The following is a 14,709-nucleotide window of genomic DNA, read 5'->3' as shown; positions in this document are numbered from 1 at the left end:
CCCAACCCCCGCGCCCTCTTTCCCCGGCCCGCCGTCTCCTTCTCCTGCGCCGATGCTTGTCGCAAGGCTCGCGCGCGAGTCCCGAAGGCATTTGGGCCTTCCGCGCGGCCCGCCTAGGGACGCGCCAAGAGGCCCGTGCCGCCGTCCTGCACGGCCACGCGGATCTCGATGAGCTTCTGCGTGTCCTTCGCGTAGGTCACAAACAGGCGCCCGTCGGGCAGAAGGTCGGCTTCGAAGAAGTCGAGAAGCGAGCGGTCGGAAGCCGTGAGGAGGCAAAGGCCTCCGCGCGAGCAGATGCCGCCGACGTGCACCGCGGCCTCCACGATCGCGTGGTGCATGGACGCGCCGTCCACGTAGGTGGCGACGACGTCCCAGACCGTGCCGCCGTAGTCGGTGTCAAGCGGCGAGTCGGTGACGTAGTAGACGATGGCGAAGCGATCGCCGGCACCGCCGGTCACCCAGGGCATGATCGCCGACGCGCGGTCGCTTGCGACCGCAGGTGGGCTCCAGTTGACGCCATCGTCGCGGCTCGTGACGTACCGCACCTTGGCGCCCACGCTTGTGGCGCCCGTCGGGTCGGGCTCGTCCTGCGACCAGGCCAGCACGATCGTGCCGTCGCCCGTGACGTCAAGTGAGGGGGCCATGTGCACGCCCGACCAGTGGAGGCCCGTCGCCGTCGTGCGGACGACGACTCCCGTGTCCACGACGTCCCACGAGCGCCCGCCGTCGAGCGTGCGCGCGACCCGAAGGCTCATGTCCCGCTGGCCTGCCAAGCGCGTGAGGTCGGCGTCCAGGCCTTCCGTGAAGGGAACGAACGCTTTCGTGCCGGACGGGTCGAACTGCACGCTTCCCAGCCAACCGATCCGGTCGCCAAGATAGGTCGTGCCCGTCCAGCTCTCGCCGCCGTCGAAGGTGGTGTTCACGGCGACCGCCCGATGGCTGCTTTGCGCTCCACCCATCCATGCCACGATGAGGTGCCCGGGGGCACCGGCGGCCATCCACTGGCGGTCGGCCCAGTGGCGTGCGGGCGTCGCGTTGCCAAGATAGCTCCACGTCTGGCCGCGGTCGTCCGAGCGGAACACCTGGATCCCGCGCGCTCCAAGATTGCTCGCGTAGACGGTTCCCGCCGCGTCCACGGCGACGTCCGCGTCCCCATTTGCCGCGGGCGAATCCGCCGTAAGGCGCCCGCCGGGCGCGGAATTCAGGCGCACGAAGCGTTCGCCGCCGTCGTCGCTTCGGTACACGGGGCCGTGCTCGCAACCGGCGAAGAAGCGGGCGGCCCACAGGGGATCCTCGCACCCGGGGAACGTCACGTACAACGTGCCGTCGAGGTGCGCCCAGACGCTTGGCTCCCCCAACGCGAGCACGGCGCCGCCGCGGGCGACGCTGCCAAGGAGTCGGAAGGTCGGCGCGAGGAACTCCGCCGGCTCGACGGCGCCCTCGAGCACGTGCGTGCGCGCAGGCGGCGCCGCGACGGGAGCGTCGTGCGAGGGGGCCAACGGCTCCTCGATCGAGCCCAGGCAACCGCCAAGCGCGGAAGCGGCAAGCACGCAAGCGAGGACGAGGGCGCGGACCATGGGAGCCTCTCCGCAGGGCCTCTTGTAGAGCAAGAAACTTTCCCAACAGTCGTCGTCCACGCGCCCCCGGTTTCGCGAGGTCGTATCCACGCCGGGTGGAGGGGCCTGTGGACGGCGCTTGGCGGGGCCCACGGCCCCCCGTCCTCGTTCCTACGTCGATGCTTGCCCCAGAAGCGACCGCGCCCGCTGCGAAAGCTCAAAGCGGGTCGCCGCCCCGCGCCGCGTCTCGAGGAGGCCCTCGCGCTCGAGCCGCGCGGCGCATCCGTGCGCCGTGGCGACGGGAAGGTTCGCCTCGCGGGCGACCTCCCGCAGCGAGGCGGTGGGCTTTCGCAGCAGGGCCTCGAGGAACCGGCGCGGGCGGTCGTCCTGGAGCACGGCGGCGGGACGGCGAAGGTCGCAAGGCACGGCGCCGTTTGCGTACACGAGCGTCTGGTTGCCGAAGCCTTCCAGCACGACGGCGCCTTCGGCGGCCAGCACGCGCGCGTGGTAGGCGGCCGTGCGCCGGGTGACGCCCGTGCGCCGGCCCAGCTCCGTGAGCGTAAGACCGGGGCGGGCCCGCACGATGTCCAAGATTTGCGCGCGGGTCGCGCTGAGGATGGGCGCGCGGCGGAGCCGGTGATACAGGCCAACGCCGACGGCGAGCAGCGAGAGGGCGGTCGCGACGGCCAACGGCAGCGAATGGGGCTGGTCGACCGGGGTCTCGTCCCGCGCGGGTCGGGACGGCGTCACGGCGACGGAGAGCTCGCGAGCGGGCGCGTGGCCGGCCGGTGCCAAGGCGGACGCCTCGAAGGCGGCAGCCGACGCGGAAGACGCCTCGGGCTCAGGGGCGGCGTCGGACTCGTCGGCGGCTTGGGGACCGGCGAACGGATCGGCGGACTCAAGGGGCGCCCATGCGCTGGGGGCCTCCGGGGGCTCGGGTAGGCGCGCCTCCTGGCAGTGCGCTTCGGATTCCTCCTCCCGCACGACCCAGACGCAAGCGAGCGCAAGCGGGTCCCCGGTGGGGTCGGAAGCTTCGGGCAAACCCTCCGGGAAGAGGGCGACGCCGGCGCCGGCGCCGGGCGCCGAGACGGGCGGATCCTCTTCCTCGACGGTCGGAAGCTTGTCCTCCACGCCCGCGTCCTCCAGGCCCGGGTTCTCCGGCTCGCCGACCGGGAGATCGCGTTCGGGCGCGTCGGGCGCGGGGGGGATGGGCGGATTGCGGACCGCGTCGACGGCGGCGTGGCAGTCCTGCGAGCGGTCCACGTACGCAAGCGAGCCGACCTTCACGCGCAGATCGTCGCAAGGGCCAGCGGCGGCGGTGACCGCCAGCGCCAGGAGCGCAAGCGTGGCGGCCCCCAGAAGGGCGCCCGATCGCAGAAGCCTCGCGTGTCGCATGGGGTTCCTCAGTAGGGCGCCTGGGACTCGCAGTCGCTGCGATCGTCGTAGCAGTCGCCGCGCGCGCACACGGGCCCGCCGAACGGATTGACGCCGCTGTAGCGAACGTCCACGCAGAGGAAGCCGTTGGAAACGACGACGTACACCTTGCACTGCCCCACGTGCGCCTTGCCCCGGCACTCGGGCTCGTTGCTGATCATGCTCATTTCGGGAACTTGGCAGCACGCGAGCAGGAAGGCGTCCCGCGTCGCGTTGTCGAAGCCCTGGCAGTTCATCATAATGGGTCCCTGGCCGCCCATCGCCTGCGCCGGCGACGGGATGGCGACGACGATCATTCCGACGGCAAGCGCCGCGGCCGTGCCGCACCGCGCAAGTTGCCCCGACATGGAACGCTTCTTGCCCAAAGTGACCTCTCCCGCCCCCTTCGTGCCCGCGCGTAGTATCTTAACGTTGTTGTCCGCTGCCCGAACAGGCGTTCGGGAAGCGGGGTCACAAGCTTTGGCAACGCCTCCGGAAGGGAGCGCATGCGGGTCCGAACGTTCCTCGCGTTTGCAGTCGTCAGCTCGCTGATGTTCGCGTCCCCGGCCGCCCACGCGCTCGAGCCGATCCTGCATCGGACCTCGGGAGGCGCAGAGGCCGTGCCGGCGGCGGGCAAGGCCGAAGGTCGCATCCCGTCCTGCGACCCCCACGCGGGGCCGTCCTGCGCGTTGGACGTGGCGCTTGCCGAGCTTCGCTCCCGCAGCCCGCGCGTCTACGACCTTCTCCGAAGCGGCGCGCCGTCGGTGGACGCCGACGTTCTCCTCGCCCAGGCCCGCTTGGCCGACGTGGCCGAGCTCTTGCGCAGCCTCGCCGGGGACGTCGTCCTTCCGCCGCTCCAGGCTGCCGCCGATTACGCGAGCCTCGAGCAGGCCTCGTGCGCCTTCCTCGATCAGGATGGACGCTCCTGCGACGACGCGTACCGTTCCTACCTTCGCTTTCTGGACGCGCTGCCCAGGCCACTTGTAGGGAAGCTGCTTGGCGTCGTGAACTCCTTCCATGACATGCACGCCGCCGCGCGCGCCATGTTCGCGGAGAGCGACCGGGCGCTTGCGCCCGAGGGCACGCCCGACCCTGCGCAGAGGGCCCGATTGATTCCGGTCGTGGAGGCTCAGGCGCGGCTGGCGGGCGCGGTCCTCGCGTTGGAGCGGGCGTTGCAGGACGTCGAGGTGCGCGAGGCTCTCTCCGTCGCGCTCTCGGGTCACTCGTGCCCCGCGGCGCCGGGCGCCGCGGGACTCCCCCTGGAGCGGTGGCCGGTCTGGATCGACCTCGCCTCCTGCGACAACGACTACGGCTACGAGCTCGTGCCGTACCTCCTCGTGGACGCGGGCGGAAACGACGTCTACCACGGGTTCACGGGCGGGACTCGCCAGATGTGTGCGCCGTCATGGAACTACGGCACGTGCTACACGTTTGCCGGGGCCCTCCTTGACCTTGGAGGAAACGACCGCTACCGTCCGCTCGACGGATATTACTATTTCTACGACGGGACGATGCAGCCGCTCAGCGGCGGCGTCAACGGCGGCGCACACGAGCTTGGCGCAGGATTCCTTTGGGACTCGGGGGGGCACGACACGTACGACGCGGGAGGCTACGGCGCAAACGGCGGCGGCAGCGATCTTGCCTCCGGATTCCTGCTCGACCGCGGCGGCAACGACGTGTACCAAACCTCGCTTACGACCTACGCCATGCAGTACGCTTCCGACCCGCGCGACGACTGGTACGCGCGAGCCGGAGGCGCCAACGGAGGCGCCTTCCGCGGCGGCGTTGGGCTTCTCGTGGACGCGGCGGGGTCCGACAGTTACACGTCCCTGCGCGGGGGCGCCAACGGAGGAGGTCAATACGGCGGCGGGGGCTTCCTGCTGGACCTTGCCGGCGACGACCATTACCTCGCGGGGGCCCTTGGGACAAACGGAGGCGCCAACGGCGAGGGCGCAATGGGCAACCTGTGGGACGCTGCGGGCAACGACGCGTACGTCGTCCACGACCGTCTCCACGACGGCCAGGGCGCAAACGGCGGCGGCTCCGCAGCCGGATCGGGAGCCCTTTTCGACCTCGCGGGCAACGACGCCTACGGCGTGAGCCAGGACACGCACGGCGAGGGAGCCAACGGGGCGGGAATCGGGCTTGGACGCGGGCTTCTCCTGGACCTCGCAGGCGACGACGAGTACGGCGCGCCCGGGGCGTTGGCAAACGGCGCGGCGGAGGGATACGCCTCCGGTCTTCTCGTCGACGCCGGAGGCTACGATCGTTTCCGCGACGCCTCCGGATCGTGCTCGAACGACGAGCGGGCCGCGATCGACGTTTCCGATTGCACGCGCCTCCACGGCCCGACGCCGTGGGCGACCGGCGCGCGCGTGGACCTGCCGCACGCCGACGCGACCGCGTTTCTGTGGACGGCCGCGCCCGTCCTCCACCGCGAGGACTTCGAATCCCGCGAGCCTGGACACTTCGGCGGCGCGCAGTGGCACGTGACCGACTGCCGGGCCCACAAGTCGGAACGAAGCCTCGCTTTCAACCAGGCGCATTGGGGCTCGTGTCCGGGTTCCGTCGGCGGGCCGTACGCAGACAACACGTGGGTCGAGTCCGGATGGTTCTTCCTCGAACCCTGGAGGCTTCCCCTGGAGGCGCCGCTTCTCCTGCGGTGGCAAAGCTGGCACTACACGCGCGAGTCGCCCGAAGGACGGCCGCCCGTGGACGTGAAGCGCGTGTGGCTTGTCGTGGACGGCGCGTTCCTGCCGGCGCCGCTTCACGAGGAAACCGGGCCCCAGAAGCAGTGGAACGCGCGCGTCAAGGACCTCTCGCACTACGCCGGCTCCACGATCCAGATCGTCTTCCAGTTCGATTCCGTCACGCGGGCCACGCAGCACGAGGGCTGGTTTGTCGACGACGTCGAAGTCGTGGCGTCAAGCGCCGCGAGCCTCCCCTTCGATCCCGACGATCCGGAAGGGTTCGTACCCGACGAGGGGTGGGCCCCGCGCGAATTCGCAACGCCGTCGGCCGCGGAGAGCACCAACTCGCGCGCCGAGATCACGTGCGCGGTCGTCAACAGCTACACGCACGTGGGCGGACGGCTCTACCGCGTGGTGAGCCTCGTTTGCGACGTGCTCGATTTCGTGAGCGTGTGCATCCTGGTGCGTCACCTTTGCATGCTCGTGCTCGTGCCCTACATGAGCAAGCGGGTCACCGTCCTGCAGTCGCACCCGGTCTAGGCTCTCGCGAAGCCGTGTTCGCGTTCGGCAAGCGGGGTCAACGCTCAAGCCGCGGCTCGCCGGTCGGCGCGTCATGCGCCTTGCTGCGTGCCTCGTGTTTGCCGTCGTGCTTGCCAATGGAGCCGCCGTGCTGCCCGTCGAGGGTTCGGGTTCGACGCCGTCGTCCCGATCCTTCTCGGTGGTGGCCATCGTGGACACGGGCATCCGCCCCAACCTCGCCGTCTACAACGACACCACGCTCAACGCGCATCCGTCCACGTACGTCACGGGCTACCCGTCGTCCGCGCTGCCGCTCGACAAGCTTGCCACGGGCGCCGTCCGAAACCAGCTCTACTACGTTCCGGGCACGCGCGTCGTGGGCGCCATCAGCCTTGGCGAGCACACGAGCGCGCTTTCGTGCGCGAACTCGGCGCAGACGCCCGTGTGGGACGACTGCGGCCACGGAAGCGGCGTGTCGGCCATCGCCGCCGCCCAGTCGCCCAATGTGCTCATCGTCCACGTCGAGGTGTCCTCGCCGACCCAGGGCGTCGCGTGGGCCCTCGAGCAGCCTTGGATCGACGTCATCTCGATCTCCTGGGGGACCATCGCCAACGCGCCCGTCCCCGGCATGGACTCGCTCACGCGCGAGGCGACCGCGCGAGGCAAGATCGTCGTCGTGGCCGCCGGAAACGGCGTCACGAACACGGCCCTCCTGCCGGACCGCTCGCTCACCTACACGAGCCCGTTCTCGGGGCCGTCCTGGGTGATCGCGGTGGGCGCCGTGAACGACGACACCCAGCGCGACTACTATTGGCACAGCATCCCCGTCGACGTCGCCGCGCCAAGCCCCCGAGGGGGCGGCACGAGCTACGCCGCGCCGGTCGTCTCCGGCCAGGCCGGGCGTCTTGTCGCCTCCGCCCGCGCGGCCGTCGGAGACACCTCCGAGGGCCCCAAGGGCGCGATCCTTGCGCAGGGCGCGCCCGCGGGAAGCGGCCCCCTTGCCGACGGTGCTCTTACGCGCGACGAGCTTGCCGCGGCCCTGCTTCGGACCGCCGCGCACACGCCTGCCGACTCCCAAGGCCGCGACGTGCCCCTCGCGCGCGACTTCTACGAATGCATGCGCCTTGCGTTGCGGGACGGCAACGGCTACGCGGGCTCGTGGGCCTGCCAATCGCCCGTGGGGGCCACGGGCGTGGCGCTGCCGCCGTGGCCCGGCGGCACGGTGCCCGTCGAACCCGACGGCACGCAGCCGCCCACGCCCCTCGACTTCCTCTTCGAGGGCTACGGCATCGTGAACGGCGCAAGCGGCGACCGCGCGTGGCGAGTGCTCCTTGGGCTCGACGCTTCGCCCGACCGCGTGGCCGAGGACGCCTTCCGCGGCGCGAGCCTTGCGATCCGCGACGCCGTGTGGAAGCGCGACGTCCCGCGACCGGGCCTCCACCCGTGCGACGTCCCGTCCCCGCTGTGGGAGTGCTGCGGCGACCCCGACGACCCCAAGCTGTGCTGGCGGCCCTAGGGCGGCACGCCTAAGTGCAAACGATGCGCTTGGGCTCCCGTGGACGCTGCGGCCTACCGCGCTTCGATGGAAGCCGCGCGCGCGGCGAAGGACGATCGCTTCCGGAACGACCCGGACTCGCCCGTCCCGCCGCACGCGCGCGCGGCCTTTCGCGGCCTCGCCTACTTCCCGATCGACGAGGCGTACCGCGTGACCGCGCGCGTCGAGCGCCTCCCGTCGCCGCAGCGGGTCCGCGTCGTTGCAAGCGGCGGGGACGTTCGCGACTACGAGCGCGCGTGCGTGCTGCGTTTCGAGCTTCGCGGCCGCGCGCTGTCGCTTGCGGGGTTCGTGCCCGAGGAAGGCCAGAGCGACGAGCCGTACCTCTTTGTTCCCTTCCAGGACGCGACAAGCGGCAAGGAGAGCTACGGAGGCGGCCGCTACCTCGACCCGGACGTCCCGTCCGGCCCGACGCTTTCGATCGACTTCAACGAGGCCTACCACCCGTACTGCGTCTACGACGATTCGTGGTCGTGCGTCATTCCGCCGCCGGAGAACCGGCTTCCGATCGCGGTGAGGGCCGGAGAGCGGCTGCCGGATCCACGTGGCGCCACGCCGCCTCGCTGAGAAGGTAGGTCGCGCCGCGACCCTCGCGCCGACGCGCGAGGAGGCCGTGCCGCTCGAGCTCCCGGACGTGCCAGTGCGCGCCCGAGGGCGCAAGGCCGCACTGGGCCGCCACGTGCCGCAGCGAAGCCGAAGGATTGCGGGCGAGGATCGAAAGCACGCGGCGCGCCGCGTCGTTGGACAGCGCGCGCGCGGCGCGGACGTCGTCGGGGGAGGAGCCCCCCGGCGCCACGAACACGACGCGCTTGCCCACGCGCTGCACGGCGACGATGCCCTGCGCGCGCAGGAGGCGCAGATGGTACCGCGCCGTCGTGCGGCACACGCCGGTCACGGCTGCAAGCTCGCCGGCCGTGCGCCCGCGCGGATCGGCCAAGGCTTCGAGCATGCGGCTTCGGACCGTCTGGTCCAGAAGCTCCTGCTGCGAGCGGAGCCGGTGCAGGCCCGCAAGCAGCGCCACGGCAAGCGCGCCGGCGGCAAGCCAAAGCAGGCCCGCGGGCGCGGGCGCCTGGCGCGCCGCGCCGCCGCGGGCCAACGCGACCTCCGCGCCTGCCGGCGAAGAGGGACCCACGGCCAAGGAAGGCACGCCGCTTCCATGCGCGGCGGTTGCGGCGGCCGCGCGCGCGTCGGAGGACGCCGCGTTTGCGGCGTCGTGGATCGCGCGCGCATTGCCCCCGGCGCGCTCGCGTTCCGGCGCGGGGCCGGAGGAGGCGTCGCCTCCGGGCCCCCGGTGCTCGAAGGAGAGGCGCTCCACGCGCGCGCGCACTTGCAAGCCCGGAAGCGTTGCGGGCGCGGCGACGGCGGCCGAGGGCGCCTCGTCCGGCAGGGGCGACTCGACGGTCGCCTGCGGCGCGTCGGCCGTCGGCACGCGTTGCGTGTGCCGGGGAAGGTCGCGTTCGAGCAGGCGTCCGAGGGAATCGAGCGACCCGGCGGCCGAGAGAAGCGTGGGCTTGAACGCGCGCATCGCGCTTCCAAGGACGCCCCCCACGAAGGCGAGGAATGGAAGCCCTCCGTTCTTGCTCGGGACGCCGCCAAGCGAGCCCGTGCACCCTTCGAGGGATCGGGTGCCTTCCTCAAGCTCGCACGAGCGCTCGCAGCGCCAGTAGAGGTCGGATTGCTGCTTGCACCCGCCGAAGTTGGCGTCTCCGCCCTGGGGGCGTGGGCAGAACGTGTCGTCCACGTCGCAGTAGTGGTAGATCATTCGGTACGTGTCCTCGACGGCGCGCGTCCCCTTGTTCTCGAACGCGTCGGCCAGCGTGCGCATCGCGCCCGTCGCGACGGTCGAGGCGGACGCGTAGGCGGCTCGCGCGTGCGCGAGGTCGGGCGCGACGGTCACGCGGTCCGGCAGCCGTTCGAGGAGCGGGTCGAGCGCCGGCGTCGTGATGGTCCGCGGCAGGAGCGCCTGCACCGGCTCGGACACGGTCGCCGTGGAGACAGAGGGCGCGTCGACGGGCGCGACGTAGTCCCGCGAGTCCCATTGGAGGTCAAGGGGAAGGGGGCTTTGCGCGGCGAGGTGCTCGTTCACCACCACGCTTGCGCGCGCGCCTTCCTCGTCCACGCCGGTCGTGGCGTAGGCTTGGACGGGGGGCGCGGAAAGGAGGATGCCGACGAGGAGAATCGTGCCCCCGGCTCGACGTTTCGCGCTCATGCCTCTCCCGATGCAGCCGCTTCCGTCGACCGGCGTCAAGCTTCTCGCCCGATCGCTGGACGGACGTTTGCCCCGCGAGCGTGCGGCCGGGGGTACTTCTAGGTTTTCCCGAAGACCTGTTCGATTTTACTGCGCAACTGCGCAGTAATCTAGGACACGGCCGCACGTAGAATGAAAACGCCCCCCGCGTCGAGGGCGCAGTGGACCTCGCCGATCGTCCCGCCGGCGCGGCTCACGGCGGCAAGCGGCAGCGCGCACAGGGGCGACAGTTTGGCGCCCGAGGCCGAGGGGACCGGCGTGGAAAGGTCGGCGGCGCGAAGCTCGAAGCCGTCGTCGAAGAGCCGCAGCGTCACCTCGCGCGCCGCGCCGCGGCAGGCGAGCGCGTCCACGACGGCGCAGAGGGACTCGCGCCACGTTCCCCGCGCGGCCACGCCCTCGCTCTCGAGCTGCGCGAGCATGCGGTAGCCGATGGAACGGAGCGCGCCTTCGACGGCCGCCTCGCTGAAGTAGCGCTGCACGGTCTGCGCGATTGCGTCGAGGAACAGCGGCAGCAGCGGGTCGGGCGCGGCGGGGCGCTCGTTCGTCCACGTCTGGGACCAGCGCTCGCTCTTCTCGGCGACCGTTCGAAGCGGCGCGGCGTTTGCCATCGAGCCTCGATGCGGGGACGGCGTGAAGTGCGGCGTGCATTTCGAAAATTGGGAAAAGGGGAAGCCTTAAGGCCGAAACGTGACGCCGCGAAGGATGCCCTGCACGGCCAAGCGCATGGCAAGCGCGTCGAGGATCTGGCGCGGCGGCGGCGCGGCGCGTCCGAGGATGGGCAGCGGGCTTTGCACCGGCGCCATCCGCACGACCGTGAACATGCCGGGGCTCGTGTGGATCGAGAGCTCAAAGCCGGGCGTGGAGAACCCGAGGCCCCACCCTTGGCCGTCGTCGATTCGACGGACCGACGCCCGCGTCCCGTTCCACTCGACGGTGAATCCTTCCTCGGCGAGCAGGGACTGCAGGCAGTTCTGCACCTGCTCGGGGGAGGCGACGAGTGTGAGGTCAGCCCAACGCATCGCCCTCCCTTTTGTTCGTCCCCGGGTATGAAGCGTGGGTCGGGACCCCTACGCCCCTCTACCCTTGCGGCCCCCCTCGGAAGGTTCTTCTTTGCCCTGCGCGCTCGCCGGCTCCGATGCGACCTCACGCCGTCGCGGCCCTTGCCTTGGCGACGCTCCTTGTTGCAGGCTGCCTGGAAACGACCCCGCCGCCCTCCCAGGGAGCCGACGCGCGGGAGCCGCCCGGCGAAACGCAAGTCGAGGTCCCCCGCGCCGTCGCGCGCCACAACTTCACGGGGGTCGTCTCCGGCCTCCCCGCCGCGCCGGGGGAGAGCGCGCACGCGATCGAGGTCCCGCCCGGCGCCACAAGCCTCGTCGTGAACCTTGCGTGGAACCTCCCGGTCGCGCGCCTTGCTCTTGTGCTCGTCGACCCCGCCGGCGCGTCCACGAGCGCAAGCGCGCCGCTTGGCCCCACGGGCGCGCACGTCCGCGTGCTCGACCCGGCGCCGGGGTCCTGGACGCTGCTTGTCCGCACGGAGCGCGCGGTGCAGGAGGCCTACCGTCTCCAGGCCCGCGTGGGCGTGGGCGACGTCGCGACGAACTGGCTTGCGGGCTCCCTTCCGGTGCGGCCGGGCCTTTTTGCCGAGGTCAACCTCGAGATGCAAGCGGGCCGGTCGTTCGACTTCGCGTGGAAGACCTCGGACGGTTCGCAGGCCTACTTCAACGTGCACGTGCACCGCAACGGGCAGACCGTGAACTTCCACGAGGGCCGCTACGCCGAGTACGCGGGCAGCTTCACGTCGGAGGACGACGGCGGCGCGTCGCTGCTTTGGGCCAACGAGGGCGCCCTTGCGTTCTCGGTCGACTACGATGTCGAGGGCGACTTCGCGCTGCACAGCGTCTTTGGCTGAACGGGTGCGACGATGGCCACGCCGTCCGTTTCCTCCCGGCAAGCGACCTTCGGCGTGCTCGCGGGCGCGGCCGCGGGAACCGTCGGAGCGCTTTTCCTCGCGACGGCCACGCGCGACCCCAACGGCGTGCACGTCATCCTGGCCCTTGCGGTGGGCGGGGGCCTGGCCGGCGCGATCGCGCGCGGCGGCCTCGAGGCAGGATTCCGCAACGGCTTCACCGCGGGGCTCCTTTCCTTTGGCCTTCTCACCGTCTTCGTCTCGAGCTTCGACGCCGCCGGCCTGGGGCTTCGCCGACTCGTCTTCCCGAGCACGGGCATCGATCCGAGCTTCCTTCTCGTGTTTGGCCTCTCGCTCATGATGGCAAGCTTCGCCGGCGCCGTCACCGGCACGTTTCTCCGCTCTCCGGCCAAGCCCTCGCAGCCGGAGACGCAACCCGCCTACGCGCCATGGTCTCCGCCGCCTGGCGCACCGCAGGCCCCGCCCGTCGCCGGCGCGCCGTACGCGCAAATGCCCGCCCCGTCGCCGCCTCCGCCGTGGGCGCAGGCGCCGTTGCCGCACGCCTCGGCTGCGCCCCCGCTTCCGGCCGCCGCGCGTCCGCGACTGCCCGAACCGGCCTACTTGGAGCGGGCCCTCGACTGCCCGGGCTGCGGCCGGCGTTTCCTCGCGCGGTACGCGTCGCTTCCCGCCCCCGTCGTGTGCCCCTCGTGCGGAAAGCGCGGAACGCTCCAAGCGTAGCTTGTCGCGTTCCGCTTTTCCCTCGGCGGCTGCGGCCGCCTCGGGAAGCGCGGCACCCTCCAGGCCTAGCTCGTCTCGTTTCAGCCTTCCGCGCGGCGGCTGGCCCGCAAGGTTCTTCCGTCGTGTCCGCGGTTGCGCTGCGATGGTCTCGCGCCGCCGCGCGCTCTTCATCGGGCGCTTCCAGCCCTTCCACCTGGGGCACCTCGAGGTCGTCCGCGCCATCGCAAGCGACTTCGAGGTCGTCATCGTGGGCATCGGCTCGGCGCAGGAGAGCCACACGCCCGACAACCCGTTCACGGCCGGCGAGCGCCACCTCATGATCCAGGCGAGCCTCGACGCGGCGGGCATCCGGAATTACGTCGTCGTCCCGATCGTGGACGTGGGGCGCAACGCGCTGTGGGTGTCGCACGTGGCCGCGCTCGTGCCGCCCTTTGAGGTGTTCTTCTCGAACAACGCGCTGCCCCGCCGCCTGTTCGCGGAGGCGGGGTACCAGGTGCAGGAGGCGCCTTTCTACGAGCGAGCCCGGTACAGCGGGACGCTCGTGCGCGAGCGCATGCTCGGCGGCGGCCCGTGGCGCGAGCTTGTGCCCAAGGAGGTCGTCGCCGTCGTCGAGGAGGTCCGCGGCCTCGACCGGATCCGCGAGCTTGCGGTCACGGACGAATGAGCCGGCGGCGCGCCGCTTCCGGACCGTACATATAGGGCTTTGTCGAATCCAAGCCGCATGTCGGGCGCGGACGCCACGCCGCAGGGCTCCCTCCCCGCGCTTCCGCCGGAATCGGGCGCGCCGGGCCAAGGCGAGGCCAAGTCCTCCTCGGCGGCCGATCTTCCGCCGGGCATCTGCGTCTCCATCCTCCACACCGGAAAGGCCGTCCGCCTCACCGCGCAGACGCCCGCGGACTTCCTGACCACGATCGCAAAGGCGAACGTGAGCTGGGTGAACTTCGGCGTGGACGAGCTTGCCGGCGACGGCGAGTTCGTGGCCTCGCTGCTTGGGTTCTCAAGCTCGCTTGTGAGCCTGCTATGCCGCGCGGGCCCCTCCGCCTACGAGGACCTCGACAGCGAGCTTGGCCTGCGTTTGCCGGTCGTGCGCGTGCGCGGCATGCAGGTGGAGGTGTTTCCGCTCCTCGTCTTCGTCCGCAAGGGCCTCGTGCTCACGGTCCACGAGCGCGGCAAGGTGGTGCGCATGGCCAAGTTCGCGCGCTACGCGGACACCTTCATGCGCAAGATCCCGCACGACGCGCCCATGCAGGACAAGCTCACGCTCCTTCTCATCCGCATCCTCAACGAGAACAACGACCGCAACTTCGACGGCCTGCGCACGCTCGAGGACGCCGGCGAGCGCCTGGCCGCCTTCCTCCTCAACCCCGAGGGCAAGGCGTCCGACCTCGGCCGCCAGGTGTACGAGATGAAAAGCGCGCTCATCGCGTACCTCGACACGCTGTGGGCAAGCCTCGACGTGATCCAGAACCTGCGCTACGGGGACGCGGAGCTCATCAGCGACGACGACCAGATCCTCGGGCGCGTGGGCATCCTTGCCGACGACATCACGCGCCAGATCTCGCTCTCCGAGCACATGAGCGAGGTGCTCGCTTCGGGCCTCGAGGTCCTCCAGTCGATCTACAACAACCAATTGCAGAAGCTCAACAACAAGCTTGCCCTCTTCGTGGGGGTGCTCACGCTCCTTGGCACGGCCGTGCTCGTGCCCAACACGCTTGCGACGGCCATCGGCGCCATGCCCGGCGGCTGGCCCTACGGCAACGACGCGTACTGGGGCCTCATGCTGGCAAGCACGGTCGTGTCGACGGGCGTCGCGTGGTACTGGGTCCGGCGCCGCGGCTGGATCCCGGACGTCGAATGAGGCACGAAGCCATGGACCGCCCGGAAGGCTCGTTTGCGACGGCCTGCGCGCTTGGCGCCACGCTTGCGCTCTTCTTCCTGCTCCTGCTGCTTCCGATCCCCATCCTCGGCGCGATCCTCGGGTCGTTCCTCGCCGGCCTTGCCTGCGGCATCGTCGTGCGCGGCGGGGCGCTTCGCGGCGCCGTGGCCGGCGTCGTTGCCGCGCTCGTCGCGATCCTCGTGTTCTCGCT

The 14,709-nt window shown here is 71.1% G+C and carries 14 protein-coding genes; 8 read left to right on the top strand and 6 right to left on the bottom strand.

All coding sequences use genetic code 11. The features are described from left to right. Nucleotides 1-113 precede the first annotated feature (113 nt). From VM681_00555 to VM681_00545, 3 genes are all read right to left on the bottom strand, one after another. A complete protein-coding gene (locus tag VM681_00555) occupies nt 114-1,577 on the bottom strand; it encodes a hypothetical protein (protein HVL86486.1) in 1,464 nt (487 codons plus the stop codon). A 150-nt stretch (nt 1,578-1,727) separates the two neighbouring features. Further along, on the bottom strand, nt 1,728-2,951 hold the full coding sequence (locus VM681_00550; GenBank protein ID HVL86485.1) for a winged helix-turn-helix transcriptional regulator: 1,224 nt from the start codon (nt 2,949-2,951) through the stop codon (nt 1,728-1,730). 8 nt (nt 2,952-2,959) lie between these two features. Next, on the bottom strand, nt 2,960-3,337 hold the full coding sequence (locus tag VM681_00545) for a hypothetical protein (protein HVL86484.1): 378 nt from the start codon (nt 3,335-3,337) through the stop codon (nt 2,960-2,962). 138 nt (nt 3,338-3,475) lie between these two features. Here VM681_00545 and VM681_00540 point away from each other — a divergent pair, with 138 nt between their 5' ends. From VM681_00540 to VM681_00530, 3 genes are all read left to right on the top strand, one after another. After that, entirely contained in the window at nt 3,476-6,199 is a 2,724-nt protein-coding gene (locus VM681_00540; protein ID HVL86483.1) for a hypothetical protein, read from the top strand. Nucleotides 6,200-6,272: 73 nt separating this feature from the next. Further along, nucleotides 6,273-7,694, top strand: coding sequence for a S8/S53 family peptidase (locus VM681_00535; GenBank protein ID HVL86482.1), 1,422 nt, complete (start codon nt 6,273-6,275; stop codon nt 7,692-7,694). A 39-nt stretch (nt 7,695-7,733) separates the two neighbouring features. Further along, on the top strand, nt 7,734-8,297 hold the full coding sequence (locus tag VM681_00530) for a DUF1684 domain-containing protein (protein ID HVL86481.1): 564 nt from the start codon (nt 7,734-7,736) through the stop codon (nt 8,295-8,297). Here VM681_00530 and VM681_00525 read toward each other — a convergent pair. The 3 genes from VM681_00525 to VM681_00515 all read right to left on the bottom strand — a co-directional run bounded on the left by VM681_00525 (nt 8,209) and on the right by VM681_00515 (nt 10,997). After that, on the bottom strand, nt 8,209-9,939 hold the full coding sequence (locus VM681_00525; GenBank protein HVL86480.1) for a helix-turn-helix domain-containing protein: 1,731 nt from the start codon (nt 9,937-9,939) through the stop codon (nt 8,209-8,211). The genes VM681_00530 and VM681_00525 overlap by 89 nt on opposite strands. A 149-nt stretch (nt 9,940-10,088) precedes the next feature. Next, nucleotides 10,089-10,586 carry a hypothetical protein gene (locus tag VM681_00520; protein HVL86479.1) on the bottom strand — a complete coding sequence of 166 codons (498 nt, stop codon included), beginning with the start codon at nt 10,584-10,586 and terminating at the stop codon, nt 10,089-10,091. 66 nt (nt 10,587-10,652) lie between these two features. Beyond that, nucleotides 10,653-10,997, bottom strand: a complete 345-nt coding sequence (locus VM681_00515) for a hypothetical protein (protein ID HVL86478.1) — start codon at nt 10,995-10,997, stop codon at nt 10,653-10,655. A gap of 116 nt (nt 10,998-11,113) precedes the next feature. Here VM681_00515 and VM681_00510 point away from each other — a divergent pair, with 116 nt between their 5' ends. The 5 genes from VM681_00510 to VM681_00490 all read left to right on the top strand — a co-directional run. Next, nucleotides 11,114-11,887, top strand: coding sequence for a hypothetical protein (locus VM681_00510; GenBank protein ID HVL86477.1), 774 nt, complete (start codon nt 11,114-11,116; stop codon nt 11,885-11,887). Nucleotides 11,888-11,899: 12 nt separating this feature from the next. After that, nucleotides 11,900-12,622, top strand: a complete 723-nt coding sequence (locus tag VM681_00505; protein ID HVL86476.1) for a hypothetical protein — start codon at nt 11,900-11,902, stop codon at nt 12,620-12,622. Between the two features lie 142 nt (nt 12,623-12,764). Then, nucleotides 12,765-13,286, top strand: a complete 522-nt coding sequence (locus VM681_00500) for a nicotinamide-nucleotide adenylyltransferase (protein HVL86475.1) — start codon at nt 12,765-12,767, stop codon at nt 13,284-13,286. A 57-nt stretch (nt 13,287-13,343) separates the two neighbouring features. Then, nucleotides 13,344-14,480: a CorA family divalent cation transporter gene (locus VM681_00495; protein ID HVL86474.1), complete on the top strand. Its 1,137-nt coding sequence runs from the start codon at nt 13,344-13,346 to the stop codon at nt 14,478-14,480. Next, nucleotides 14,477-14,709, top strand: a 233-nt coding sequence (locus tag VM681_00490; protein HVL86473.1) for a hypothetical protein, incomplete at its 3' end; no start/stop codon positions are given. The genes VM681_00495 and VM681_00490, both read left to right, overlap by 4 nt.

It is taken from the genome of Candidatus Thermoplasmatota archaeon, assembly GCA_035541015.1.
Classification (GTDB): Archaea; Thermoplasmatota; SW-10-69-26; order JACQPN01; family JAIVGT01; genus DATLFM01.
This window is presented reverse-complemented; position numbering and strand designations above follow the sequence as displayed.